Source organism: Azohydromonas aeria (genome assembly GCF_009760915.1).
In the GTDB taxonomy this organism is placed as follows: Bacteria; Pseudomonadota; Gammaproteobacteria; order Burkholderiales; family Burkholderiaceae_C; genus Azohydromonas; species Azohydromonas aeria.
In genome coordinates, this window is record NZ_VIDQ01000016.1 from 62,569 (window position 1) to 87,112 (window position 24,544).

26 protein-coding genes are annotated in these 24,544 nt (G+C 71.4%); 15 read left to right on the top strand and 11 right to left on the bottom strand.

The window, feature by feature from the left end:
• Positions 1 to 42 precede the first annotated feature (42 nt).
• From FJ694_RS12200 to FJ694_RS12210, 4 genes are all read right to left on the bottom strand, one after another.
• Positions 43 to 522 carry a Dps family protein gene (locus FJ694_RS12200; protein ID WP_157267510.1) on the bottom strand — a complete coding sequence of 160 codons (480 nt, stop codon included), beginning with the start codon at positions 520 to 522 and terminating at the stop codon, positions 43 to 45.
• Between the two features lie 76 nt (positions 523 to 598).
• The gene (locus tag FJ694_RS37595) at positions 599 to 727 is read right to left on the bottom strand and encodes a hypothetical protein (RefSeq protein ID WP_259373163.1); all 129 of its coding nucleotides are present in this window, start codon (positions 725 to 727) and stop codon (positions 599 to 601) included.
• A gap of 38 nt (positions 728 to 765) precedes the next feature.
• Positions 766 to 2,223 (bottom strand): catalase, encoded by a 1,458-nt coding sequence (locus tag FJ694_RS12205; RefSeq protein ID WP_157267511.1) that lies wholly within the window; start codon positions 2,221 to 2,223, stop codon positions 766 to 768.
• A gap of 126 nt (positions 2,224 to 2,349) precedes the next feature.
• The gene (locus tag FJ694_RS12210; RefSeq protein WP_157267512.1) at positions 2,350 to 3,273 is read right to left on the bottom strand and encodes a LysR substrate-binding domain-containing protein; all 924 of its coding nucleotides are present in this window, start codon (positions 3,271 to 3,273) and stop codon (positions 2,350 to 2,352) included.
• On the opposite strand from FJ694_RS12210, the gene panB reads away from it, so the two are divergent.
• From panB to FJ694_RS12230, 4 genes are read left to right on the top strand one after another with little or no spacing between them, the layout of a single operon-like run.
• Positions 3,248 to 4,141: a 3-methyl-2-oxobutanoate hydroxymethyltransferase gene (gene panB, locus FJ694_RS12215; RefSeq protein ID WP_157267513.1), complete on the top strand. Its 894-nt coding sequence runs from the start codon at positions 3,248 to 3,250 to the stop codon at positions 4,139 to 4,141. The two genes, FJ694_RS12210 and panB, sit on opposite strands and share 26 nt — an antisense overlap.
• A gap of 35 nt (positions 4,142 to 4,176) precedes the next feature.
• A complete protein-coding gene (panC, locus tag FJ694_RS12220; protein ID WP_157267559.1) occupies positions 4,177 to 5,004 on the top strand; it encodes a pantoate--beta-alanine ligase in 828 nt (275 codons plus the stop codon).
• 38 nt (positions 5,005 to 5,042) lie between these two features.
• The gene (locus FJ694_RS12225; RefSeq protein WP_157267514.1) at positions 5,043 to 5,357 is read left to right on the top strand and encodes a nucleotidyltransferase domain-containing protein; all 315 of its coding nucleotides are present in this window, start codon (positions 5,043 to 5,045) and stop codon (positions 5,355 to 5,357) included.
• A gap of 6 nt (positions 5,358 to 5,363) precedes the next feature.
• Positions 5,364 to 5,687: a hypothetical protein gene (locus FJ694_RS12230; protein WP_157267515.1), complete on the top strand. Its 324-nt coding sequence runs from the start codon at positions 5,364 to 5,366 to the stop codon at positions 5,685 to 5,687.
• 117 nt (positions 5,688 to 5,804) lie between these two features.
• Here FJ694_RS12230 and recG read toward each other — a convergent pair whose 3' ends face one another.
• Positions 5,805 to 7,802: an ATP-dependent DNA helicase RecG gene (recG, locus tag FJ694_RS12235; protein WP_232540001.1), complete on the bottom strand. Its 1,998-nt coding sequence runs from the start codon at positions 7,800 to 7,802 to the stop codon at positions 5,805 to 5,807.
• A gap of 138 nt (positions 7,803 to 7,940) precedes the next feature.
• Between recG and queA the strand changes: the two genes are divergently transcribed.
• The 3 genes from queA (at position 7,941) to tgt (ending at position 10,871) form a co-directional block, all read left to right on the top strand.
• The gene (gene queA / locus FJ694_RS12240; protein WP_157267517.1) at positions 7,941 to 8,990 is read left to right on the top strand and encodes a tRNA preQ1(34) S-adenosylmethionine ribosyltransferase-isomerase QueA; all 1,050 of its coding nucleotides are present in this window, start codon (positions 7,941 to 7,943) and stop codon (positions 8,988 to 8,990) included.
• Positions 8,991 to 9,210: 220 nt separating this feature from the next.
• The gene (locus FJ694_RS12245) at positions 9,211 to 9,597 is read left to right on the top strand and encodes a c-type cytochrome (protein ID WP_157267518.1); all 387 of its coding nucleotides are present in this window, start codon (positions 9,211 to 9,213) and stop codon (positions 9,595 to 9,597) included.
• Between the two features lie 146 nt (positions 9,598 to 9,743).
• Positions 9,744 to 10,871 carry a tRNA guanosine(34) transglycosylase Tgt gene (tgt, locus tag FJ694_RS12250; RefSeq protein WP_157267519.1) on the top strand — a complete coding sequence of 376 codons (1,128 nt, stop codon included), beginning with the start codon at positions 9,744 to 9,746 and terminating at the stop codon, positions 10,869 to 10,871.
• A 155-nt stretch (positions 10,872 to 11,026) separates the two neighbouring features.
• Here the strand turns inward: tgt and FJ694_RS12255 are convergent, their stop codons facing one another.
• Positions 11,027 to 11,719 carry a CAAX prenyl protease-related protein gene (locus FJ694_RS12255; protein WP_157267520.1) on the bottom strand — a complete coding sequence of 231 codons (693 nt, stop codon included), beginning with the start codon at positions 11,717 to 11,719 and terminating at the stop codon, positions 11,027 to 11,029.
• Between the two features lie 40 nt (positions 11,720 to 11,759).
• The gene (locus tag FJ694_RS12260) at positions 11,760 to 12,614 is read right to left on the bottom strand and encodes a 23S rRNA (adenine(2030)-N(6))-methyltransferase RlmJ (protein ID WP_157267521.1); all 855 of its coding nucleotides are present in this window, start codon (positions 12,612 to 12,614) and stop codon (positions 11,760 to 11,762) included.
• Between the two features lie 115 nt (positions 12,615 to 12,729).
• Between FJ694_RS12260 and FJ694_RS12265 the strand changes: the two genes are divergently transcribed.
• Together FJ694_RS12265 and FJ694_RS12270 are read left to right on the top strand one after the other, a co-directional pair.
• Positions 12,730 to 13,824, top strand: coding sequence for an alkene reductase (locus tag FJ694_RS12265; RefSeq protein ID WP_157267522.1), 1,095 nt, complete (start codon positions 12,730 to 12,732; stop codon positions 13,822 to 13,824).
• A 30-nt stretch (positions 13,825 to 13,854) separates the two neighbouring features.
• Positions 13,855 to 14,955: an AbrB family protein gene (locus tag FJ694_RS12270; protein ID WP_157267523.1), complete on the top strand. Its 1,101-nt coding sequence runs from the start codon at positions 13,855 to 13,857 to the stop codon at positions 14,953 to 14,955.
• Between the two features lie 9 nt (positions 14,956 to 14,964).
• Here the strand turns inward: FJ694_RS12270 and FJ694_RS12275 are convergent, their stop codons facing one another.
• Positions 14,965 to 15,498, bottom strand: coding sequence for an MOSC domain-containing protein (locus FJ694_RS12275; RefSeq protein WP_157267524.1), 534 nt, complete (start codon positions 15,496 to 15,498; stop codon positions 14,965 to 14,967).
• A 339-nt stretch (positions 15,499 to 15,837) separates the two neighbouring features.
• Here FJ694_RS12275 and FJ694_RS12280 point away from each other — a divergent pair, with 339 nt between their 5' ends.
• The 4 genes from FJ694_RS12280 (at position 15,838) to FJ694_RS12295 (ending at position 19,998) form a co-directional block, all read left to right on the top strand.
• A complete protein-coding gene (locus FJ694_RS12280; protein WP_157267525.1) occupies positions 15,838 to 17,706 on the top strand; it encodes a phosphoenolpyruvate carboxykinase (GTP) in 1,869 nt (622 codons plus the stop codon).
• Positions 17,707 to 17,840: 134 nt separating this feature from the next.
• Positions 17,841 to 18,647: a YecA/YgfB family protein gene (locus FJ694_RS12285; protein WP_157267526.1), complete on the top strand. Its 807-nt coding sequence runs from the start codon at positions 17,841 to 17,843 to the stop codon at positions 18,645 to 18,647.
• 50 nt (positions 18,648 to 18,697) lie between these two features.
• Entirely contained in the window at positions 18,698 to 19,474 is a 777-nt protein-coding gene (locus FJ694_RS12290) for a metallophosphoesterase (RefSeq protein ID WP_157267527.1), read from the top strand.
• 101 nt (positions 19,475 to 19,575) lie between these two features.
• The gene (locus FJ694_RS12295) at positions 19,576 to 19,998 is read left to right on the top strand and encodes a universal stress protein (RefSeq protein ID WP_157267528.1); all 423 of its coding nucleotides are present in this window, start codon (positions 19,576 to 19,578) and stop codon (positions 19,996 to 19,998) included.
• A gap of 100 nt (positions 19,999 to 20,098) precedes the next feature.
• Here FJ694_RS12295 and FJ694_RS12300 read toward each other — a convergent pair whose 3' ends face one another.
• Complete coding sequence (locus FJ694_RS12300; protein WP_157267529.1) at positions 20,099 to 21,031, bottom strand: LysR family transcriptional regulator ArgP; 933 nt, start codon at positions 21,029 to 21,031, stop codon at positions 20,099 to 20,101.
• Positions 21,032 to 21,105: 74 nt separating this feature from the next.
• On the opposite strand from FJ694_RS12300, the gene FJ694_RS12305 reads away from it, so the two are divergent.
• The gene (locus FJ694_RS12305; RefSeq protein ID WP_157267530.1) at positions 21,106 to 21,726 is read left to right on the top strand and encodes a LysE/ArgO family amino acid transporter; all 621 of its coding nucleotides are present in this window, start codon (positions 21,106 to 21,108) and stop codon (positions 21,724 to 21,726) included.
• A gap of 101 nt (positions 21,727 to 21,827) precedes the next feature.
• Positions 21,828 to 23,108 carry an Hsp70 family protein gene (locus FJ694_RS12310; RefSeq protein ID WP_157267560.1) on the top strand — a complete coding sequence of 427 codons (1,281 nt, stop codon included), beginning with the start codon at positions 21,828 to 21,830 and terminating at the stop codon, positions 23,106 to 23,108.
• Positions 23,109 to 23,112: 4 nt separating this feature from the next.
• Here the strand turns inward: FJ694_RS12310 and FJ694_RS12315 are convergent, their stop codons facing one another.
• Both FJ694_RS12315 and FJ694_RS12320 read right to left on the bottom strand, forming a co-directional pair.
• Positions 23,113 to 23,787: a YecA/YgfB family protein gene (locus FJ694_RS12315; RefSeq protein ID WP_157267531.1), complete on the bottom strand. Its 675-nt coding sequence runs from the start codon at positions 23,785 to 23,787 to the stop codon at positions 23,113 to 23,115.
• 195 nt (positions 23,788 to 23,982) lie between these two features.
• Complete coding sequence (locus tag FJ694_RS12320; protein ID WP_157267532.1) at positions 23,983 to 24,417, bottom strand: hypothetical protein; 435 nt, start codon at positions 24,415 to 24,417, stop codon at positions 23,983 to 23,985.
• Between the last annotated feature and the right edge of the window lie 127 nt (positions 24,418 to 24,544).

Genomic DNA, 24,544 nt, shown 5'->3' on the forward strand with positions numbered 1-24,544 from the left:
CGGGCATTGGCCCGCGCGCCGGGGCCGTGCGCTTGTTCTCCCTTATTCCTCCAGCAGCGAGCGCAGCATCCAGGCCGTCTGCTCGTGCACCGTCAGGCGCTGCGTGAGCAGGTCGGCGGTGGGCTCGTCGCCCGCCTCGTCGGCCTTGGGGAAGAGCTCGCGCGCGGTGCGCGCCACGGCTTCGTGGCCTTCGACCAGCAGCCGCACCATCTCCAGCGCCTTCGGGGGCTGGGCCGGGGCGTCGCCCACCGTGGCGTTCTGGCCGAACTGGCCGTAGGAGCCCTGCGCCGTGTGGCCCAGCGCGCGGATGCGCTCGGCGATCGGGTCCACCGCGTTCCACAGCTCGGTGTACTGCTCCATGAACATCACGTGCAGCGTGTTGAACATCGGGCCCGTCACGTTCCAGTGGAAGTTGTGGGTCTTCAGGTAGAGCGTGAAGGTGTCGGCCAGCAGCTTGTTGAGACCGCCGGCGATGGCGGCGCGGTGCTCTTCACTGATGCCGATGTTGATGGGCGCGGGCATGCGTTTCTCCTTCTGAAGGGATCGAGACAAGGTGCGGCGAGGCGCTGCCGCGCAGGCACAGGGCCCTCGCGGCGGCTCAGGAGCCGCGCGTCAGCAAGGGCAGTGCCTGTGCCAGCGCGTGCAGCGCGCCGGCGCTGAATATCGTCCATCCCGCCATGCGGCGCACCCGGGACAGGTCAAGGCGGGTCAGGGCTTTCGTGTTCATGAGCGTTTCTCCTGGAAGCGGACGGTTGCCGGCAGCCTTCAGGCCTTGAGCGCGCCGCGCTCGCGCAGCGCCGCGCGCACCCCGGCGCCGTAGGCGGCGTCGGCGCGGTCGAAGTGGCCGAGCTGGCGCTGCTGCGTCTCGGCATCCACGCTGGACAGGGCGGCGCCGAGGTTGTCGAAGAGGCGCTGCTTCTCGTCGGCGGGCAGCAGCCGGAACAGGTTGCCGGCCTGGGTGAAGTCGTCGTCCTGGCCGCGCGTATCGAACCGGCCGGTGGTGCCCTCGACCCCCCAGCCCGCGCCCGGGTCGGCCTGGGCCCCGGCGCGCACGCCGCCCGCCGCCACCGGGGCGTAGTTGGGCCAGGAGCCGAAGTTGTCGTAGGCCATGGCGCCGTCGCGCTGGTGGTGGAACACCGGGCAGCGCGGCCGGTTCACCGGCAGCTGCTGGTGGTTGGTGCCGACGCGGTAGAGCTGCGCGTCGTGGTAGGCGAAGAGCCGGCCCTGCAGCATGCGGTCGGGCGAGTAGCCCAGCCCCGGCACCACGTTGGCCGGGCTGAAGGCGGCCTGCTCCACCTCTGCGTGGTAGTTGTGCGGGTTGCGGTTGAGCTCCAGCACGCCCACGGGCTGGCGCGGGAAGTCGGCATGCGGCCAGACCTTGGTCAGGTCGAAGGCGCTCCAGCCGGTGCGCGCTTCCCATTCAAGGCGCTGCGCCTCGGTCATGGTCTGGATGTGCACCGTCCAGCGCGGGAAGTCGCCGCGCTCGATGGCCTCGTACAGGTCGCGCTGGGCGTGGTCGGGGTCGGTGCCGGCGATGCGCACGGCCTCGGCCGCGCTCAGGTTCCTGATGCCCTGCTGGGTCTTGAAGTGCCACTTCACCCAGACGCGCTCGCCGGCGGCATTGACCAGGCTGAAGGTGTGGCTGCCGAAGCCGTCCATGTGGCGGTAGCCGTCGGGCGTGCCGCGGTCGGAGAACAGCATCGTCACCTGGTGCAGCGACTCCGGGGCGCGGCTCCAGAAGTCCCACATCATCTGCGCCGACTTCAGGTTCGAGCGGGGGCAGCGCTTCTGGGTGTGGACGAAGTCGGGGAACTTGACCGGGTCCTTGATGAAGAACATCGGCGTGTTGTTGCCCGCGAGGTCCCAGTTGCCCTCCTCGGTGTAGAAGCGCACCGCGAAGCCGCGCGGGTCGCGCTCGGTGTCGGCGCTGCCGCGCTCGCCGCCCACGGTGGAGAAGCGCACGAAGGTCTCCGTGGTCTTGCCGATGGCGCTGAAGAGCCTGGCCTTGGTGTGGCGGGTGATGTCGTGCGTGACGGTGAAGGTGCCGTAGGCGCCCGAGCCCTTGGCATGCACCACGCGCTCCGGGATGCGCTCGCGGTTGAAGTGCTGCAGCTTCTCGATGAGGTGGAAGTCCTGCAGCAGCACCGGGCCGCGCGCGCCGGCGGTCAGCGAGTTCTGGTTGTCGGCCACCGGGATGCCGGAAGCGGTGGTGAGCTGGTGCATGGGCTTCTCCTTCTCTCTGTCGTCGTATTGCCGGCGCAATGCCGGGATGGAGAGAAGAATAGAAACGCGCTATCGATAAAGCTATTTGAATAGCCTAAAGACGGCGATAGTGTCCGCCATGGCTCCTCACGGGCTCAACCTTGTGACGCCTTCGAGCTCGCAGGCATAGACCGCGTTGCGCAGCGCCGCGATGGCCTCGTAGCGGGTAAAGGTGCGGCGCCAGGCCAGCACCACGCGGCGCGAGGGAATGGGCGGCTCGAAGGGGATGTACTTCACCAGCGACTGCGGCTCGCGCGGCACGGAAAGCTTCGGGACCACGGTGATGCCCATGCCCGAGGCGACCATGTGCTTGATGGTTTCCAGCGAGCTGCCTTCGAAGCTCTTGCGGATGCCCTCGGCAGCGCTGGAGAAGCGCGCGAACTCCGGGCACACCTCCAGCACGTGGTCGCGGAAGCAGTGGCCGGTGCCCAGCAGCAGCATGGTCTCGCGCTTGAGCTCCTCGGCGCCGATGGCCTCGCGCGCGGCCAGCGGGTGGCTCTTCGGCACGGCCACGACGAAGGGCTCGTCATAGAGCGGTGCCAGCGCCAGGCCGGTGTCGGGGAAGGGCTCGGCCATGATGGCGCAGTCGAGCTCGCCGGTGCGCAGCATCTCCAGCAGCTTCACCGTGAAGTTCTCCTGCAGCATCAGCGGCATCTGCGGCGTCAGCTCGATGGCGTGGCGCACCAGCTCGGGCAGCAGGTACGGGCCGATGGTGTAGATGATGCCCAGGCGCAGCGGCCCGCTGAGCGGGTCCTTGCCGCGGCGGGCGATCTCCTTGATGGCGGCGGCCTGCTCGATCACGGACTGGGCCTGGCGGATGATGTCCTCGCCCAGCGGCGTGACGCTCACCTCGTTGCTGCCGCGCTCGAAGAGCTTGACGTCGAGTTCCTCTTCGAGCTTCTTGATGGCCACCGAAAGCGTCGGTTGTGACACGAAACAGGCCTCGGCGGCGCGCCCGAAATGTTTCTCCCGGGCCACGGCCACGATGTATCGCAGTTCGGTCAGGGTCATCCCGGGATTGTGCTCAAATCCCGCCCCGCCCGCGCGAGCCGCGCCGGCTAGGAGTCAAACCATCATGGAACGCAAGCCCCTGACCCTGCACCGACTGCGCGAGCTGCACGCCGCCGGCGAGAAGCTGACCATGTTGACCTGCTACGACGCGGCCTTCGCGCAGGTGCTCGACGCCGCCGGCGTGGAGATGCTGCTGGTGGGCGATTCGCTGGGCATGGTGCTGCAGGGCCAGCCCAGCACGCTGCCCGCGACGCTGGAGGAAATGGCCTACCACACGCGCTGCGTGGCGCGCGGCAACCGCACGGCCTGGATCGTGGCCGACCTGCCGTTCGGCAGCTACCACGAGGGCGAGGCGCAGGCCGTGCGCAGCGCCGTGGCGCTGATGCAGGCCGGCGCGCACATGGTCAAGCTCGAAGGCGGCGGCTGGACCGCGCCGCTGGTGCGCGCGCTGGTGGAGCGCGGCATTCCCGTGTGCGCGCACCTGGGCCTGACGCCGCAGGCGGTGCACGCGCTGGGCGGCTGGCGCGTGCAGGGCCGCAACGACGACGGCGCCGCGACGCTGAAGAAGCACGCGCTGGAGCTGGCGCAGGCCGGGGCGGCCATGGTGGTGCTGGAGCTGATGCCTTCCGCCGTCGGGCGTGAGATCACGCGCGAGCTGCCCATCCCGACCATCGGCATCGGCGCCGGGGCGCACTGCAGCGGCCAAGTGCTGGTGCTGCACGACATGCTCGACATCACGCGCGGCAGGAAGCCGCGCTTCGTGCGCAACTTCATGGAAGGTGCGCCCAGCATCGAGGCCGCCGTGCGCAGCTACGTGCGCGAGGTCAAGGCGGGCACCTTTCCCGACGACACGCTGCACGGTTACTGAACGAAGAGACTGAACAAGAAGGACGCTTGAACCCCATGCAAGTGCTGCACCGCATCGCCGACCTGCGCGCCGCGCTGGCCCAGGGCCCGCGCCCGGCCTTCGTGCCGACCATGGGCAACCTGCACGAGGGCCACCTGGCCCTGGCGCGCCAGGCCAAGGCCTCGGGCCGCCCGGTGGTGGCGAGCATCTTCGTCAACCGCCTGCAGTTCGGCCCCAACGAGGACTTCGACCGCTACCCGCGCACCTTCGAGGCCGACTGCGCGCTGCTGCAGGCCGAGGGCTGCGACTTCGTGTTCGCGCCGGACGAGGCCGAGCTGTATCCCGAGCCGCAGGCCTACAAGGTGCAGCCGCCGCCTGAGCTGGCCGACATCCTGGAAGGCCACTTCCGCCCGGGCTTCTTCACCGGCGTGTGCACGGTGGTGCTCAAGCTCTTCAACATCGTGCAACCCGAGGCGGCCTACTTCGGCAAGAAGGACTACCAGCAGCAGCTGGTGATCAAGTCGATGGTGCGGCAGCTGGCGCTGCCGGTGCGGATCGTGGCGGGCGAGACCTGCCGCGCCGGCGACGGCCTGGCGCTGTCCTCGCGCAACGGCTACCTCAGCCCGGCCGAGCGCGCCGAGGCGGTGGAGCTGCACCGGCTGCTGGACAACATCGCGCGCGTGGTGCGCGACGGTCGCACCGACGTGGCGCACCTGGAGCAGGAGGCGATGGCCACGCTGCAGCGCCGCGGCTGGCAGCCCGACTACGTCGCCATCCGCCGCCAGGCCGACCTGCTGGAGCCGCACGGCCTGGACGAGCCGATGGTGGTGCTGGCCGCGGCGAAGCTGGGCAAGACGCGGCTGATCGACAACGTGGAGATCTGAAGCTGGTCTCTCCGCTCTGCATGCGGATACTGGAACCCATGCGAGTCAGCCCTGCCGAACGCCAAGCCGTCGAGGCCGCCTGCCGGGAGGCCTTCCCGCCGGGAACGCGGGTGCTGCTCTTCGGCTCGCGCCTCGACGATGCGCGCCGCGGCGGCGACATCGATCTGCTGGTGGAGTTGCCCGCCGCGCTGCCCGCGGCGGACCAGGTGGCGCGCCGCTCGCGCTTCATCGCCCGGCTGTACCGGCTGCTCGACGAGCAGCGCATCGACGTCGTGATGGCCGACCCGCAGGGCGACGAGCGGCCCGTGCTGGCGGCGGCGCGGCGCCAGGGCGTCGAGTTGGCACGCGCCTGACGCCGCATGAACAAGCTGCAGGTGGCGCTCTGGGAGGCTGACCGCCATGCGGAGGCGCTTTCCGACGCCCTGTCCGAATGGGACGCCACGCCCGTCATGAGCCTGGAACAGCTGGAGCAGGACCGGCTCAACCGCCTGGAGAAGCTGGGTTATCTGAACGTCGATGACTGGCTGCGCTGGCGCGAGCTGCGCAACCGCCTGGCGCACGAATACCCGGACCAGCCCGAGCTGCGCTTCGCCACGCTGCGGGCGGCGGCTGGGGCCGCGCATGAACTGGTGGCGGCGTATGGGGCGTGGCGGCAGCGGCTGGCTGGTGCAGGCTTGGCCTGACAGCCTTCCTGGATAGCAGGGCAGGTGCTTTTTCCGCATGGCGTGCGGAGATTGCGGGGCCTATTCGCCGCACGGCACCGCGTGGGACCGGAGGAGTCCTGTGAAAGGACTCTTGCTTCACGCCTTCAAGAACTCCGCCTTGCTCCCCAGCCACCGCGTTACGTGCGCCTGCGCCGCGTCGGGGTATTGATCCAGCAGCTTCGGCGCCAGCAGCCGCGCGCGCTCCAGCAGCGCGGTGTCCTCCAGCAGGTCGGCAAATCGAAGCAGCGCGTCGCCGCTCTGGCGCGCACCCATGAATTCGCCAGGGCCGCGGATTTCCAGGTCGCGCCGGGCGATCTCGAAGCCGTCGGTGGTTTCGGCCATGGCACGCAGGCGTGACTTGCCGGTCTGCGACAGCGGCCCGGTGTAGAGCAGCACGCACACGCTGGCCACCGCGCCGCGGCCCACGCGCCCGCGCAGCTGGTGCAGCTGGGACAGGCCGAAGCGCTCGGCGTGCTCCACCACCATCAGGCTGGCGTTGGGCACGTCCACGCCGACCTCGATCACCGTGGTCGCCACCAGCAATCCCATGTGTCCCGCGGAGAACTCGGCCATCACGGCTGCCTTCTCGGCCGCGGCCATGCGGCCGTGCAGCAGGCCCACCTTCACGCCCGGCAGCGCGGCCTGCAGCTCGGCATGCGCTTCCGTCGCGTTGCGCAGGTCCAGCGTCTCCGACTCCTCGATCAGCGGCAGCACCCAGTACGCCTGCCGCCCGCTGGCCACCTCGTCGGCGATGCGGGCGATGACCTCGTCGCGCCGCGTGTCCGAGAACACCTTGGTGACGATGGGCGAGCGCCCCGGCGGCAGCTCGTCGATGGTGCTCACGTCCAGGTCGGCGTAGTAGCTCATCGCCAGCGTGCGCGGGATGGGCGTGGCGCTCATCATCAGCAGGTGCGGCTCCAGCGCCTCGTGCGCCAGCTTCTTGCGCAGCTCCAGCCGCTGTGCCACGCCGAAGCGGTGCTGCTCGTCCACGATGGCCAGGCCCAGCCTGGCGAAATGCACGTCCTGCTGGATCACGGCGTGCGTGCCCACCACCAGCCGCGCCTCGCCGCTGGCCACGCGTTCGACCATCTGCTGCCGGGCCTTGCCCTTGCGGCTGCCGGTGAGCCAGGCGATGCCCACGCCCAGCGGCTCCAGCCACTGCACGAGTTTGCGGAAATGCTGCTCGGCCAGGATCTCCGTAGGCGCCATCAGCGCGCATTGCCAGCCGGCGTCCATCGCCACCGCCGCGGCCAGCGCGGCCACCACGGTCTTGCCCGAGCCCACGTCGCCCTGCAGCAGCCGGTGCATGGGCTGCGACAGCGCCAGGTCGGCGGCGATCTCGTCCACCACGCGCTGCTGCGCGCCGGTAAGTCCGAAGGGGAGTTGCGCCAGCAGCTGCTCTCTCAAGCCCCCGGCGCGCGCCACCAGCGCCGGCGCGGCCAGCTTGGCGCGCTCGCGCTGCGCCTGCAGCTGGCTGAGCTGCTGCGCCAGCAGCTCCTCGAATTTCAGCCGCTGCCACGCCGGGTGGCTGTGGTCCTCCAGCGTGGCCATGCTCACGTCGGGCGGCGGGTGGTGCAGGAAGTCCAGCGCCTGGCGCAGCGTCGGCAGTCCCGTGGGCACCACCTGCGGCGGCAGCAGCTCGGCCAGCGGCGCGCGCGACAGCGCCGACACCACGGCCTTGCGCAGGTAGGCCTGCGGCAGCTGGGCGCTGGCCGGGTAGACCGGGGTGAGCGCGGTGGCCAGCGGCGCGCCGGGCTCCACGGCGCGGAACACCGGGTGCACCATCTCGCGCCCGAAGAAGCCGCCGCGCACCTCGCCGCGCACGCGCACGCGGGTGCCCGGTGCCAGGACTTTCTGCTGCGCGGCGTAGAAGTGGATGAAGCGCAGCGTCAGCGAGGCGCTGCCGTCGGACAGCCGCACCACCAGCTGGCGCCGCGGCTGCAGCTCGACCTGCGCCTGCTGCACCAGGCCCTCGATCTGCACGTGGTCCCCCTCGCGGGCCTGGGCGATGGGGGTGATGCGGGTTTCGTCCTCGTAGCGCAGGGGCAGGTGCAGCGCCAGGTCGATGTCGCGCACCAGGCCCAGTTTCAGCATCGCCTTGCCTGCGGGGCTGGCCGTACGCCCGGACGGGGCAGGGCGTTGCGTCAAAGGCACGGACTCGGTGGAGACAGGCATGGAACAATTCTGCCTTCCCCCACCCACACGCCCTTCCAGGCCGGTACAGCCTGCGCCATGACGACTTCCCACACCCTCAGCGATTTCGATTTCGACCTGCCGCCCGAGCTCATCGCGCAGCAGCCCGCCGCCGAGCGCAGCAGCTCGCGGCTGCTCGACGGCCGCGGCGCGCTGCCGGTGGACCGCGTGTTCCGCGCGCTGCCCTCGCTGCTGCAGCCCGGCGACCTGCTCGTCTTCAACGACACCCGCGTCATCAAGGCGCGCCTCTACGGCGAGAAGCCCACCGGCGGCGCGGTCGAGGCGCTCATCGAGCGGCTGCTGCCCGGCAACGAGGTGCTGGCGCACCTGCGCGCCAGCAAGTCGCCCAAGGCCGGCGGCACCATCCGCTTCGGCGACGACCCGGCCCAGGGCTTCGAGGCCGAGGTGCTGGGCCGCAGCGGCGTGGACGGCTCGCTGTTCCACCTGCGTTTCCCCGGCGACCCGCTGGCGCTGCTGGAACGCTTCGGCCACGTGCCGCTGCCGCCCTACATCACCCACGCCGACCAGGCCGAGGACGCGCAGCGCTACCAGACGGTGTTCGCCGCGCGCCCCGGCGCGGTGGCCGCGCCCACGGCCTCGCTGCATTTCGACGCCGAGGTGCTGGCCGCCCTGCAGGCGCGCGGCGTGCGCCGCGCCGGCGTGACGCTGCACGTGGGCGCGGGCACCTTCCAGCCCGTGCGCAGCGAGAACCTGGCCGAGCACCGCATGCACAGCGAGTGGTTCGAGGTCGGTACCGACACGGTGGCCGCCATCCAGGAAACGCGCGCCGCCGGCGGGCGCGTCGTCGCCGCGGGCACGACCACGCTGCGCGCGCTGGAGTCGGCGGCCATCGGCGGCCGGCTCGAAGCGGGCGCGCGCGACACGGACCTGTTCATCACCCCGGGCTTCGAGTTCCGCGTGGTGGACCTGCTGGTGACGAATTTCCACCTGCCCAAGAGCACGCTGCTGATGCTGGTGAGCGCCTTCAGCGGCTACGACCACGTGCGCGCGCTCTACCGCCACGCCGTGGAAGCGCGCTACCGCTTCTTCAGCTACGGCGACGCGATGCTGCTGCAGCGCAACCGCTGAGGCGCCAAGCGCCGTTCCAGGCGCCACCCGACGGGCCGTGACAAAAGTCGCGTGCCCGTTTTTTGCATGCTGCTCCGCCCTGGAGCAGCCCGGTTGCTCCCGTTGCGCTGTCCTTGCTCCACCCTGGCAAAAGCGCCGCGGCCATTGATGGCGGTCAAATCCCCGGCTCCCTGCGTGCGTACCGTGGCGACATTCATCACCGCACAAGAGGGGTTTCACCATGAACAAGCAAGCGCTGTGTCTGCTGGCCGGGCTGGCCGTGGCTTCCACCGCCGCCTTCGCCGCCGAGAAGGACGACGCCATGCTGGCCCTGGCCAGCAAGAGCGGCTGCATGACCTGCCACCACATCGAGCCCGGCGCCAAGGGCCCGGACGGCCTGGCGCCCATCGGCCCGGCCTGGAAGGACGTGTCGGCCAAGTACAAGGGCGTCAAGAGCGCGGAAGAGGATCTCACCCGCACCGTGCTCAACGGCTCCAACCCCTACGAGAGCCACTGGAAGGGCAAGGTTTCGGGCCTGGCCATGCCGCCCAACCACGTCGCCATCAAGGACGCCGAGGCCAAGCAGCTGGTGAAGTGGATCCTGGCTCTGGACGCCGCCAAGAAGTAATGCATTGACGCGCCGGCCCGCCCCCGCGGCGGCCCGGCACCCGCATCCCACGCCGCCGCCCCGGCCGTGCCTCAGTGCACGCCGGGGCGGCGGCGTTTTTGTCCCCCCGCGCCGGGCGCGCGGCGGGGCTGCGGGACAATTCCCGCATGTTGAAATTCGACCTGCTCAAGACCGACGGCCTGGCGCGCCGCGGCCGCCTGACGCTCAATCACGGCGTGGTGGAGACGCCGATCTTCATGCCCGTGGGCACCTACGGCACCGTCAAGGGCGTGCTGCCCGCCTCGCTGGAGGAGATGGGCGCGCAGATCATCCTGGGCAACACCTTCCACCTCTGGATGCGCCCGGGCCTGGACGTGCTCAAGCAGTTCGGCGGGCTGCACCGCTTCGAGGCCTGGAACAAGCCCATCCTCACCGACAGCGGCGGCTTCCAGGTCTGGAGCCTGGGCGAGATGCGCAAGATCAGCGAGGAGGGCGTCAAGTTCGCCTCGCCGGTCAACGGCGACAAGCTCTTCCTCACGCCCGAAGGCAGCATGCAGATCCAGACGGTGCTGAACTCGGACATCGTCATGCAGTTCGACGAGTGCACGCCCTACGAGACCAAGGGCCACCTCACGACCGAGGCCGAGGCGAAATCGTCGATGGAGCTGAGCCTGCGCTGGGCGCGGCGCTGCTTGGCCGAGTTCCAGCGGCTGGAGAACCCCAACGCCCTCTTCGGCATCGTGCAGGGCGGCATGTTCGAGCACCTGCGCGAGGCGTCGCTGGCCTCGCTGGTGGAGCTGGACCTGCCCGGCTACGCCATCGGCGGCGTCAGCGTGGGCGAGCCCAAGGCGGAGATGCAGCGCATCGTGGCGCACACGCCGCACCGACTGCCTGCGAACAAGCCGCGCTACCTGATGGGCGTGGGCACGCCGGAGGACCTGGTCAACGGCGTGGCGCACGGCGTGGACATGTTCGACTGCGTCATGCCCACCCGCAACGCGCGCAACGGCCACCTCTTCACCCGCTTCGGGGACCTGAAGATCCGCAACGCGCGCCACAAGACGGACGAGCGCCCGCTCGACGAGAGCTGCAGCTGCCACACCTGCCGCCACTTCAGCCGCGCCTACCTGCACCACCTGGACCGCTGCGGCGAGATGCTGGGCCCGATGCTCACCAGCATCCACAACCTTCATTACTACCTGAACCTGATGAGCGAGGTGCGGCTGGCGCTGGACACCGGCACGTTCAGCCAGTTCCAGCAGCAGTTCGCGGCGGACCGGGCGCGCGGGGTTTGAGGCAACCCGTCAAGGTTTGAATCAGAACCCGTTCGCACTGAGGTATCGAAGTGCGAATCCGCCAGGCGGTGATGGCGGCGTTGCGGCCGGGGCCGTTCAACCCTTCGATACCTCAGGGCGAACGGAAATACCTCATCCGCGCGCAGCAGGCTGTTTCACCAGAACTGCCAGTTCCCCGTCGCCACCACCCAGGCGCCCAGCGCGCCGTTGGTGACGGCGTGGGCGATGACGGCGTTCCACAGCCGCCCGGTGCGCGCGTACAGCAGCGCGTAGGCCAGGCCCGCCACGACGGCCGCCAGCCACAGCGTGTGCGCCAGCATGAACAGCGCCGTGGAAATCGCGATGGCGCGCAGGCCCGTGCGGCGCGGGTCCACGGTCTCGAACTCGGGCTGCTGCAGCCAGCGCATCAGGAAGCCGCGCCAGAACAGCTCCTCCATCACCGGCACCAGCAGCGCCGCGCCGAGCAACCGCACGGCAATCAGCCCCCAATCGAGCCGACCGGCGGCGTCCAGCGGCGCGAAGGCGGCGGCGGGCTCGCCGAGCTGCATCCAGGGCGCGTCGAGGTGGATCCACAGCCCGAACACCACCAGTCCCACCGCCACCGACAGCAGCGCCTCGCGCAGCGGCGGGCGCTCGCGCAACTCGGCGTACTCGCGCCACCACCACCACAGCAGGCCGCCGACCAGCGGCAGGTTCAGGGCGTAGAGCCAGCGCGCGTCGAGGGACGCGCCGGTGGCGGTGTCGGGGGCGGCGGCGCCGCGCAGCGCCAGCAGCGCCATGAACACGACGAAGGGCGCGCAGCGCACGAGCGCGGCGCGGCGGGGCATCCAGGCGGCGGTGGCGGTCATGGCGGCGCAGTATCGGGGCGCCGCCCGCCTGAAAGGCGCTTCAGGCCGCCTGCTGCTCGATGCTGAAGCGCGCGCCGTCGTACTGGCCGAGCTTCTCGACCAGTACCGGCAGGCTCTGCGCCAGCGCGTCGTGCAGCGTCCAGGGCGGGTTGATGACGAACATGCCGCTGCCGGTCATGCCGAAGCCGTTGGGCCCGGACTCGGCCACGCTCAGCGAGGCGTTGAGCCAGCCCTTGGGCGCGGCGGCCGCCGCGGCGGTCAGGCGCTTGGGCAGCTGCGCCGCTTCCACCAGCTGCAGCTGCGGGTACCAGACCAGGATCACGCACTGCGCGAAGCGCTGCAGCGCGTCGCGCACCGCGTGCACCACCTGGCCGTAGTCGGTCTTGAGCTCGTAGGACGGGTCGATCAGCAGCACGCCTCGGCGCGAGGGCGGGGGCAGCTCGCGGCCGATGGCGTCGAAGCCGTTGCTCATGTCCACGTGCGTGTGCGGCCGGCTGCCCAGGAAGGACTCCAGGATGCGGAAGTCGGTGGGGTGCAGCTCGTAGAGGCGCAGCCGGTCGGTCTCGCGCAGCAGCCGCTGCGCGAAGGCCGGCGAGCCGGGGTACTGCACCAGCTTGCCGCCGTCGTTGAAGTCGCGCACCAGCTGCACGTACTCGGCCAGCGGCGCGGGCAGCCCGGAGGCCTCGTTCCACAGCGGCTTGATGCCGGTTTCGGACTCTTCCTTCTTGTGCGCGTAGCGGCCCTGCAGCGAGTAGCCGCCGGCACCGGCGTGGGTGTCGATCAGGGTGTAGGCCTTGTCCTTCTCGTTCATGTAGCGCAGCACCTGCATCAGGACCAGGTGCTTGAGGACATCGGCGTGGTTGCCGGCGTGAAAGGCGTGTCGGTAAGCGAGCATGCGCGGCACTGTAGCCGCTGGCCTGCCGGGCCTTACGTCGGCAGGGACTGCGGGTCAACCCTGAATCGCTTAGGCTTCGAACCTTCTCGCATTCAGTGTACGAACCCGCTATCCCATGCCCAGCCTGTTCGATCCCATCCGCATCGGCGACATCGCCCTGGACACCCGCGTCGTGATGGCGCCGCTGACGCGCAACCGCGCGCCCGGCCACGTGCCCAACGCTCTGATGGCCGAGTACTACGCGCAGCGCGCGCAGCCGGCCACCGGCGCCGGGCTGATCATCACGGAGGCCTCGCCGATCTGCGAGTTCGGCCACGGCTACCTCGACACCCCGGGCATCTACACGCCGGAGCAGGTCGAGGGCTGGCGCAAGGTGACGGACGCGGTGCACGCGCGCGGCGGGCGCATCGTGATCCAGCTCTGGCACGTGGGCCGCATCTCGCACGTGTCGCTGCTGCCGGGCGGGCAGCCGCCGGTGTCGGCCACCGCGCGCGCGGCCAACACCAAGACCTACACCGCCCGCGGCTTCGAGCCGGTGAGCGCGCCGCGCGCGCTGGCGACCGCGGAGATCCCGGGCATCGTCGCGGCCTACCGCCACGCGGCGCGCTGCGCCATCGAGGCCGGCTTCGACGGCGTGGAGATCCACGCCGCCAACGGCTACCTGATCGAGCAGTTCCTGCGCGACAGCTGCAACGACCGCACCGACGCCTACGGCGGCCCGATCGAGAACCGCACCCGGCTGCTGCGCGAGGTGGTGAAGGCGGTGACGGCCGAGATCGGCGGCGGCCGCACCGGGTTGCGCCTGAGCCCGGTGACGCCGGCCAACGACATCGGCCAGGACAGCGACCCACAGGCGCTCTACGAGGCGGCGCTGGCGCAGCTCGCGCCCTATGGCCTGGCCTTCGTGCACGTGGTCGAGGGCGCCACCGGCGGCCCGCGCGACGTGGCGCCCTTCGACTACGCCGCGCTGCGCCGCCAGACCAATGCGGCCTGGATGGTCAACAACGGCTACGACCGGCGCCTGGCGATGGAGGTCGTCTCCAGCGGCGCGGCCGACCTGGTGGCCTTCGGCAAGGCCTTCATCGCCAACCCGGACCTGGGCCTGCGCCTGCAGCGCGGCGCGGCATTGAATCCGCTGGACGCCGCCACGCTCTACGGCGGCGGCGCGCGCGGCTACATCGACTATCCCGTGCTGGCCGCCACGGCCTGAGCCCCGGGCAAAAGGTCGGGAAGGCCAGGCATGGGCGCGGTGGCGGCGGCAGGGCGCACTTCGGTCGCCGCCTGGGCGCGCGGCGCGCTGACGCTGGCGCTGGCCGGCGCGGCGGCGCTGCTGTGCGAGCGGCTGCGCGTGCCGCTGGCCTGGACGCTGGGGCCGCTGCTCGTCACGGCGCTGGCCTGCTCGGCCGGGGCGCGGCTGCGCGTGGCGCCCGAATTGCGCCACGGCGGCCAATGGGTGATCGGCACCGCGCTGGGCCTGCACTTCACGCCCGAAGTGCTGCGCCAGCTGCCAGGCCTGGCGCCGGCGCTGCTGGCCGGGGTGCTGTGGGCGCTGCTGCTGGGCGCGGCCTTCTCCCGGCTGCTGCTGCGCAGCGGCGCGCCGGACCGGGCCACGGCCTTCTTTGCCGGGGCCATCGGCGGCGCCTCGGAAATGGCGGTGCTGGCCGAGCGCCACGGCGGCCGGGTGGACCGCGTCGCCGCGGCGCATTCGCTGCGGGTGCTGATCGTGGTGGTGGCCGTGCCCTGGGGGCTGCAGGCGGCGGGATTCCATCCGCTGGAAGCGCGCGCCGCCGGCGCGGCCGTGCTGCCGGGGCCGCTGCTGGCCGGGCTGTGCGTGGCCACGCTGGCCGGCGCGCTGGTGATGCGGCGCCTGGGCAGTCCGAACCCCTGGGTGCTGGGCGCGCTGCTGGCGGGGCTGGCGCTGGTGGGCAGCGGCACGCTGCCCGAAGCGGTGCTGCCGCAGCCGATGACCAACGCCGGGCAGCTGCTCATCGGCGTGTCGCTGGGCACGCGCTTCACGCCGGCCTTCCTGCACGCCGCGCCGCGCTGGCTGGCCGCGGTGGCGCTGGGCACGCTGGGCATGCTCGCGGCCTCCACCGGCTTCGCCTGGGTGCTGGCCTGGGCCATGGGCCTGGCGCCGGCGGTGGTGCTGCTGGGCAACTCGCCCGGCGGCATGGCGGAGATGTGCATCACGGCGCAGGTGCTGCAGCTGGGCGTGCCGCTGGTCACGGCCTTCCACGTGGTGCGCTACGTGGCGGTGCTGGTGCTGATGAGCCCGCTGTACCGCTGGCAGGAGCGGCGGCGCCAGGCCGCCGGCGTGGCGCCGCCCCTGTCCGGCCGCTGACGGGGCGCCTCAGCCGCGGCGCTGGCGGAACAGCTCGGCGATGTTCACGTCGCGGGGCCCGGGACGCAGCGTGAAGCGGTCGCCGCTGCGCAGCGTGCCGCCGACGCGCACGCCGAGGTGGAAACCGCAGAAGGCCGACTGCCACATCATCCGCGCCGCGTGCCTGAAGCCCAGCGCCGCATCCAGCTCCGGGCCGGGCACGTGCGGCTCGCTCACGGCCAGTTCGCAGCCGCTGTCGAACACCAGCACGTCGCCGACGCAGGCCTGTGCCTCGGTCAGGCCCTGCAGCGTCAGCGCCTCGCCCAGGGCGCCGTGGGGCAGCGGCTCGCCCCACTCGGCCGCGCGCGCCTGGGCGCGCAGGGTCTGCCACAGCGGGTAGTGCTCGATCGGATAGGCGTAGAGCGCGCGCGCCGGCGTGGCCGCCGGGGGTTCGCCGTCAAGGCCGTAGCGCTCGACGGCGTGGGGCTCGGCCGTGGGTCGGCGGCGCGGCTCGGCCGCGCCGCGGGCGTCCAGGACCAGGGTGTTCAGGCTCAGGATTCGCATTGCAATGGTCGGGTTCGGGGGGCGGAATTGCACCACGGCATGTCACTTGCCTGACGGCTGCTCCCTGGCGTGGATTCAGCGTGACAGACCCCACAACACTGCCTTTCCTGATGCACCGACCTTGCGCTATCCCAGGTCCCGGGCAGTTACGGCCCCATTACACTGCCGCCACACTGCACGCCCGGCGGCTCGAATCAGCAGGCCGTACCCGGGTGAAACCGCCCCTGAGATCCAGGGCGCTGCGCGACGCTCGACGGTATTCGGCCAGCCTTGCGACGAGGGCGAGGTTGACCCAATGCCGCCTCTTCTTTTTTCAATAGCTTGTTGATCGGAGTTCACATGAACCAACCCGCCATGGAAGGCTTGCGTCTGAACGTTCCCGCCTACGTCCGCCACAGCCGCCTGATCGCCTGGGTCGCCGAGATCGCCGCCCTGACCGAAGCCCGCGACGTGTACTGGTGCGACGGCTCGCAGGAAGAGTACGACCGGCTGTGCCAGCAGCTGGTGGATGCCGGCACCATGAAGCGCCTGGACCCGGCCAAGCGTCCCAACAGCTACCTGGCCTGGAGCGACCCCAGCGACGTGGCACGCGTCGAGGACCGCACCTTCATCTGCTCCGAGACCGCCGAGGGCGCCGGCCCGACCAACAACTGGATGGCCCCGGCCGAGATGCGCGCGCTGCTGCAGACCGGCGAGAACGCGCTGTTCCGCGGCGCGATGCGCGGGCGCACCCTCTACGTCGTGCCGTTCTCGATGGGCCCGCTGGGCTCGCCCATCAGCCAGCTCGGCGTCGAGCTCTCCGACAGCCCGTACGTGGCCGTGAACATGCGCATCATGACCCGCATGGGCAAGCGGGTGCTGGAGCTGCTGGGCACCGATGGCGAATACGTGCCCTGCGTGCACACCGTGGGCGCGCCGCTGGCCGAAGGCCAGGCCGACGTGGCCTGGCCCTGCAACAAGACCAAGTACATCGTCCACTACCCGGCCACGCGCGAGATCTGGTCCTATGGCTCGGGCTATGGCGGCAACGCGCTGCTGGGCAAGAAGTGCTTTGCGCTGCGCATCGCCTCGAACATGGGCCGCGACGAGGGCTGGCTCGCCGAGCACATGCTCGTCCTGGGCGTGACCGACCCGGCGGGGAAGAAGCACCACGTGGCCGCCGCCTTCCCCAGCGCCTGCGGCAAGACCAACTTCGCGATGCTGGTGCCGCCGGCGGGCTTCGAGGGCTGGAAGGTCACGACCATCGGCGACGACATCGCCTGGATCAAGCCCACGGCCGACGGCAAGCTGCGCGCGATCAACCCCGAGGCCGGCTACTTCGGCGTGGCCCCGGGCACCAACGACAAGACCAACCCCAACTGCATGGCCTCGCTGCAGCGCGACGTGATCTTCACGAACGTGGCGCTGACCGACGACGGCGACGTGTGGTGGGAAGGCATGACCGACGCTGCCCCGGCGCACCTGATCGACTGGCAGGGCCAGGACTGGACGCCGCAGATCGCCAAGGAAACCGGCCGCAAGGCCGCGCACCCGAACGCGCGCTTCACGGTGGCCGCCACCAACAACCCCGTTCTCGACCCCGAGTGGGACAACCCCGAGGGCGTGGTCATCGACGCCTTCATCTTCGGCGGCCGCCGCTCCACCACGGTGCCGCTGGTGACCGAGGCGCGCGACTGGGTCGAGGGCGTGTACATGGCCGCCACCATGGGCAGCGAGACCACCGCCGCCGCCGCCGGCCAGCAGGGCATCGTGCGCCGCGACCCGTTCGCGATGCTGCCCTTTGCCGGCTACCACATGGGCGCCTACTTCAAGCACTGGCTCAACCTGGGCGCCAGGCTGCAGGAGCAGGGCGCGACGCTGCCGGGCATCTTCTGCGTCAACTGGTTCCGCAAGGGCGCCGACGGCAAGTTCACCTGGCCGGGCTACGGCGAGAACATGCGCGTGCTGCAGTGGATCCTGGGCCGCGTGGACGGCACCGCGCCGGCCGGCGAGGAGCACCTGTTCGGCACCACGCCGCGCTACGAGGATCTGAACTGGACCGGCCTGGACTTCTCGCGCGAGCAGTTCGCCAGCGTCACCAGCATCGACCGCGAGGCCTGGCAGCAGGAGATCAAGCTGCATGACGAGCTGTTCGAAACGCTCAAGAGCCACCTGCCCGCCGAGCTGGCCGAGGCCAAGGCCCGCCTGGAAAAGCACCTGACGGCCTGACGCCGCAGCCAGAAGACTTTCTCCTTGAAGGCCCGCGCCCCGCGCGGGCCTTTTCTTTTCCCGCTGACGCCGCCCGCCCCGGCACCGGCCTTGCCGCGGCGGGCGGCGTCACCCATCGCCGACAATCCGCCCCCATGAAACAGGACCTGACCGACAACGAGCTCGCCGAGCTCGACGCGCTGCTTGCCGAAACGCCCGAGCCGCTGCAGCCGCTGGACATCGTGATGCTCGACGGCTACCTCTGCGGCGTGCTGGTGCAGCCCGAGCTGATCGAGGAGGCGGACTGGATGCCGCCGATCTTCGACATCGAGCGCACGCCGCTGCCCGGCGACGTCGATGCCGAATGGCTGCAGCGCTGCCAGGCGCTGATCCGCCGCCGCTACGAGGCGCTCAATCGCGCGCTGGCCGAGGACGGCGCCTTCGACCCCGTCATCCTCGACACCGAGGCGCAGGACGGCGAGGACGCCGAGGGCGAGGGCAAGGACGCCGCCGCCGCCAACGACGACCTGCCCGTGAGCGAGTACGAGCAGCAGGCCATCGACGATGCCAAGGCGCTGCAGGAGTCGCTGCCCGAGGCCTCGCGCCCGCTCATGCCGTGGGTGGTGGGCTTCCAGCACGCGACGCTGTGCTTCCCCAAGCTCATGGAGGAGTCCGACGACGACGCCGTGGACCTGACGCTGGCGCGCGTGTTCCGGCACCTGCCGGCGCAAAGCGACGACGAGCGCGAGCTGCTGGCCACGATGGAGAAGGAGCTGCCGCTGGCCAGCGTGGACGAGGCCATCGACGACCTGATCATGGCCGTGGCCGAGCTGTGGGACCTGACCGAGAACCAGCGCTACGCCGTGCAGCAGGTGCGGCGCGAGACGCCCAAGGTCGGCCGCAACGATCCCTGCCCCTGCGGCAGCGGCAAGAAGTTCAAGCAGTGCCACGGCAAGGGCTGAGGCCCGCCGCGTTGCTCCCCCCGACTGGCTGAAGGAAAGGCTCCCGGCGCATGCGGCTGCAGCTGCTCTCCGACCTGCACCTCGAAACCGAGCACTTCACGCCCGAAGCCGCGCCGGGCGCGGAGCTGCTGGTGCTGGCCGGCGACATCGACAGCCGCTGGAAGTCGCTGGAGCTGTTCGCGCACTGGCCGGTGCCGGTGCTGTTCGTGGCCGGCAACCACGAGTTCGACCGGCGCGACCTCGACGAGGCCTGGACGGCGCTGCGCGCGCGCTGCGCGGAGCTCGGCTTGCGGCTGCTGGAGCAGGAGCGCTTCGTCTTCGAAGCCGCCGACGGGCGCCGCGTGCGCTTCGCCGGCACCGTGCGCTGGAGCGACTTCGAGGTCTTCGGCGCGGCGCAGCGCGTCAAGGCGCAGCGCGCGGGCGGCTACTTCGCGCGCGTGCAGCAGTCCACCCGCGGCGGGGCGCTGTTCGATGCCGCCGCGGTGCGCGAGGAGGGGCTGCGCTGCCGCCAGTGGCTGGAGCGCGAGCTGGCCGAGCCGGCGCAGGGGCGCTGGGACGCCACCGTGGTGGTGACGCACTTCGCCCCCAGCCTGCGCAGCGGCGACCCGCGCTACGGCCGCCAGGCCAGCACCGCCAGCTTCTGCAACGCCGACGACGACCTGTTCCCCGGCGTGGACCTGTGGCTGCACGGCCACGTGCACCGGCGCCACGACTACGTGGTGGAGCACCCCGACGGGCGCCGCACGCGCGTGGTCTGCCAGGCGCGCGGTGCCGCCGACAAGGGCGAGCCCGAGGGCTTCGAACCTCTGCGCCTGATCGAGCTGTAGGCGGCGGCGCGGCCGTGCCGGCCGGCTTGACGTTGGACAAGGGAACCCGGGAGCCGCGTGCGACACTGACCAGCTCCCCAACAGAAGGAGGGCCCGTCCCCATGAAAATTCTCGTCCCTGTCGATGGCAGCCCCTACACCAAGCACATGCTGGCCTACCTGGCGGAGCACGAGGAGTGGCTCTCCGGGGCGCACCAGTACACGCTGCTGCACGTGGTGCCCGCGGTGCCGCCGCGCGCCGCCGCGGCGCTGGACAAGGAAGTGTTGAAGGCCTACTACGACAGCGAGGCCGAGAAGGTGTTCAAGCCCATCCGCGCCTTCTTCAAGAAGCAGGCTGCCGAGATCGAGTACGTGGCCAAGGTCGGTCATGCCGCCGACCTCATCGCCGCGCTGGCCGACAAGGGCAAGTACGACCTGCTGATCATGGGCTCGCACGGCCACAGCGCCCTGGGCAACCTGGTCATGGGCTCCGTCACCACCAAGGTCATGGCGCACTGCAAGACGCCGGTGCTGCTGGTGCGCTGAGAGCCCGTTTTCGCGGCCAGGTGCGGTCGCGAAATTTTATGAATCCTCGTTTCAAACACCATGGTGAAAAATTCACCGGTGTTTGAAACCGGATAGTGATTCATTCACCTGATGCCGACGCTGGCGCCGGCTCCAGCACCTGCCGCGCCTGGGCTGCCAGTGCCTGGCCGATGCGGTCCAGCAGCGGCGGCGCGCCGGCCGGCGCGGCCAGCGCCCACTGGTGCCAGTACAGCGCCACGGGCAGGCGCAGCCCGGGGTGCAGCGGCAGCAGCTCGCCGCGCGCCACCGCCTCGCGCGCCTGCAGCAGCGGCAGCACGCCGATGCCCCAGCCCAGCACCGTGGCGCGCTGGTAGGCCTCGCTTGACGGCACGTGCCGCTCCAGCAGCCGCGGCGCGCGCAGGCCCAGCGCCGCCTCCACCCAGCGCAGCGACATCTGGTCCTTGCGGTTGAAGACGACGAAGGGCGTCGTGGCCAGGTTGCCCGCGTGCAGCCCTTGCGGCAGGCGCCGGCGGATGAAATCCGGGCTGGCGAAGGCGCCGTAGGGCATCAGCCCCAGCGCGCTCGCGACGCAGCCGCGCAGCGGCTCGCCCTGGGTGCTGACGCAGCCCAGCACTGCGCCGTCGCGCAGCCACTCGTGGGTGAACTCCTGGTCGTCCACCAGCAGCTCCAGCGCCAGCGCAGGCTCCTCGGCCACCAGCGCGTCGAGCGCCGGCAGCACCCAGGTCGCCAGGCTGTCGGCGTTGACGGCGATCGGCACCTTCAGCTGCGGCAGCGGCAGGCCCAGCTCGGCCGCGGCGTCCACGCGCAGCGCCTGCCACTGGCGCGCCAGCCGCAGCAGCACCTGCCCGGCGGGCGTCAGGCGCAGCGGGCGGGAGCGCACCACCAGCGGCCGGCCCAGCTGCGACTCCAGCGCGCGCAGCCGCTGCGACACCGCCGATTGCGTCAAGCTGAGCCGCTGCGCCGCGCGCTCGAAGCTGCCCTCGTCGGCCAGCGCCGCGAGGCAGTCCAGGCCGGAGGTATCCAGGTCTTTCATTAGCGTTCCTGATGGTGGCGCATGAATTTTCAGAAGTATTCATGCAGCAGGCCGGCCTGCCGACAATCGTCGCCATGTCTCCGCCGAATCTTTCCGCCCTGTCCGGGCCCTTCATCCAGGGCTGGCTGGCCATGGCCGGCCTGATCGTCGCCATCGGCGCGCAGAACGCCTTCGTGTTGCGCCAGGGCCTGCTGCGCGCGCATGTGGCGCCGGTGGTGGCGCTGTGCGCCGTGTCGGACGCGCTGCTGGTGTTTGCCGGCGTGTTCGGACTGGGGCGGCTGCTGCAGTCGGCGCCGGCGCTGATGGCGCCGCTACGCTGGGCCGGCGCGGCGTACCTGCTGTGGTTCGGCTGGCAGGCGGCGCGGCGCGCCTGGCGCGGCGGCAGCGGCCTGGCCGCCGGCAGCGCGGTTGAAAGCCGCGCCGGCGTGCTGCTGACCACGGCGGCGCTGACCTGGCTGAACCCGCACGTCTGGCTCGACACGGTGCTGCTCATCGGCACCCTGGGCGCGCAGCACGCCCAGCGCGGCGCCTTCGCGTCGGGCGCGGCCACGGCCTCGCTGATGTGGTTCACGGCGCTGGGCGCCGGCGCCGCGGCGCTGGCGCCGAAGCTGGCGCAGCCGCGCACCTGGCGGGTCATCGACGCGCTGGTGGCGCTGGCCATGGCGGCCGTGGCCGGGCAGCTGCTGATGGCGTGAAGCCCGTCGCGCCGCGTACCGGGCGGTGCCGGGGGGGTAGATCGGCGCCCCTACAATCGCGCCCTTTTTGCCCGGCCGCCCGGCGGCGGCGCGTGTTTGCCATGTCCTTTTGCGCCATCGATTTCGGCACCTCCAACTCCGCCGTGGCCGTGCCCGATGCCGCCACTGGCGCCACGCGTCTGGTCGCGCTCGAAGGCGGCCAGCCCACGATGCCCACCGCGGTGTTCTACGCCGTCGAGCCCGGCTCGCCGCAGCTGCCGGAGCTGCACTACGGCCGTGCCGCGCTGGCGGCCTACGTGGACGGCTTCGACGGCCGGCTCATGCGCTCCATGAAGAGCGTGCTGGGCTCGCCACTGGTGACGCAGGACACCGACATCGGCGCCGGCCACCGCGTGAAGTTCCAGGACGTGATCGCCGCCTTCCTGCGCCGGCTCAAGGCGCAGGCGGAAAGCGAGCACGGCGCCCCGATCCGCCGCGCCGTGCTGGGCCGGCCGGTGTTCTTCGTGGACGAGGACGCGGCGCGCGACGCCGCGGCGCAGTCCGCGCTGGAGGCGGCGGCGCGCTCGGTGGGCTTCGACGAGGTGCGCTTCCAGTACGAGCCGATCGCCGCGGCGCTGGACCACGAGCGCACGGTCGAGGGCGAGGAACTCGTGCTCGTGGCCGACATCGGCGGCGGCACCTCGGACTTCTCCCTGGTGCGCGTGGGCGCGCGGCGCGCGGCGCGGCTGGAGCGGCAGGACGACATCCTGGCCAGCCACGGCGTGCACGTGGCCGGCACCGACTTCGACCGCCGCGTCGAGCTGCTGTCGGTGTTGCCGAGCTGCGGCTACCGCGGCGTGGGCCCGGGCGGGCGCGAGGTGCCCAGCCGCGTCTATTTCGACTTGGCGACCTGGCACCTGATCAACACCGTCTACACCGCGCCGCGCGTGGCCGAGCTGCGCGGCATGCGCGACTTCTACGCCGACCCGGCCCAGCACCGGCGCCTGATGAAGGTGGTGCAGCAGCACCTGGGCCACGCGCTGGGCGCGCTGGCCGAGGGCGCCAAGATCGAGGTGGCGCAGTCGGGGCGCGCGCGCATCGACCTGTCGCTGCTGGAGCCGGGCCTGGCGGCCGAGCTCGACGAGGCGCAGGCGCTACAGGCGCTGGATGCGGACCTGCAGCGCATCGCCGATGCCGCCACCGAGACGGCACGGCGCGCCGGCGTGGCGCCCTCGCAAGTCGATGCCCTGTATTTCACCGGCGGCTCCACCGGGCTGAAGCCGCTCACGGACCGCATCGCCGCGGCCTTTCCCAACGCGCGCAGCGTGCGCGGCGAGCGCTTCGCCAGCGTGGCGCAGGGACTCGGCCTGCATGCGGCGCGCTGCTTCGGCGCCGCGGGCTGATCGATCAGCGCCGCGGCGGCGGCCGGCGTCCCTGCGGCGGGCCGGGGCGCCGCGCCGGGGCCTTGCGCGCGGGCGGGGGCGCCTTGCGCGGGCGCGACACATCGGCCAGCAGCAGGCTGGCGCGCACGAGCATCTCGACGGCCTCGGCCATGTCGGCGGGCGGCTCCAGGGTCTCGATCTCGGCCAGCAGGTCGTCGGCGTCTTCGAGGTCCTCGGGGTCGAGGTGCATGAAGAGCTGCGCCAGCGGCTCCAGCAGCGCGGGGGCGTCCAGGCGCATGAGCCCGGGGAAGAACTCCATGGCGGTGGCGAAGCCCGCCACCCAGGGCAGCACCGCCTCGGACGGGCTGGCGTCCTCGTCGAGCTCCCAGACCCACGGGTCGAACCACTGGCGCTGCGCGATGGCCTGGGCCAGCTCGGCATGGCGGCGCAGCACGAGGGTGTGCAGCCGCTGCAGCGCGGCTCCGGCGGGCGCCTCGCGGCCGTCGGCGTCGGTGACGTGGCGCAGCCACTGCGTCAGCGGCACGGGCTGCGGCTGCAGCAGCACGCCGACCAGGAAGCCGTCGGTCATGGACACGTCCAGGGGCTCCAGCGGCGCGGGCACGGCGTCGAGCAACTGCTCAAGCTCTTCCAGCTCGCGTTCGTCCAGTGGGGAAACTTCGGGTGCGGAACGCGGGGTCATGGCGTCATTGTCCCCGGTCTCGGGGGACTGGTTGCCGTGGTCCTTGCCTAAATTGAGCTTGTTGCCCGGGACGCGCCGCGTGGCGCACCCGGCCTGCCGATCCCAACGACGTCCTTTTCCGAGGACTTGAAACGCCTTCCCCGCAAGGGGCAGGCGTTTTTTTTGGCAGGCCGGGTGCCGTGGCGGGGACGGCGTTCAAACGCGCCAGTCCAGGCGCTGGGTCTGCGAGCCCATGTGCAGGCTGCGTTCCTGCTGCGCGCCGCCGACGCGCGCCTGCACGCGGTAGTCGCCCGGGGGCAGGTTGAGCATCAGCATCGGGCCGGCCTGCGCCACCTCCAGCACCACGGCGCCCTGGGCGTTGGTGACGCGCACGCTGTCGGCCACGGCGTAGGCGCCGCCCGCGGCGCTGAAGACGATCAGCAGCGGGAATTCCTTCCACTGCGACATCAGCTGCGATCGCTCCTCGTCGCCGGCGCCGCCGTTGAGGTACTTCACGGCGTCGGGCGTGGCGGGCGCCGTGTGCGTCGCGGCGCCGTCGGCCGGTGCCTGCTGCGCCCAGGCCGCGGCGCCGCACAGCGCCAGCGCGCAGGCCGCCAGGCGCCAATGCCGCTTGTTCTGCATGCCGTTCATGGAGTGCTCCAGGGCCTTGCGTGTGACGAGGCAGCCTACGCGCGCGGCCGGGGCGGGGTCTGTCAGGCGAAGGCGCCGGCGCTTGTGGGATGCGGCTGACAGGCGCGCCGCAGCACCGTCCGGGACG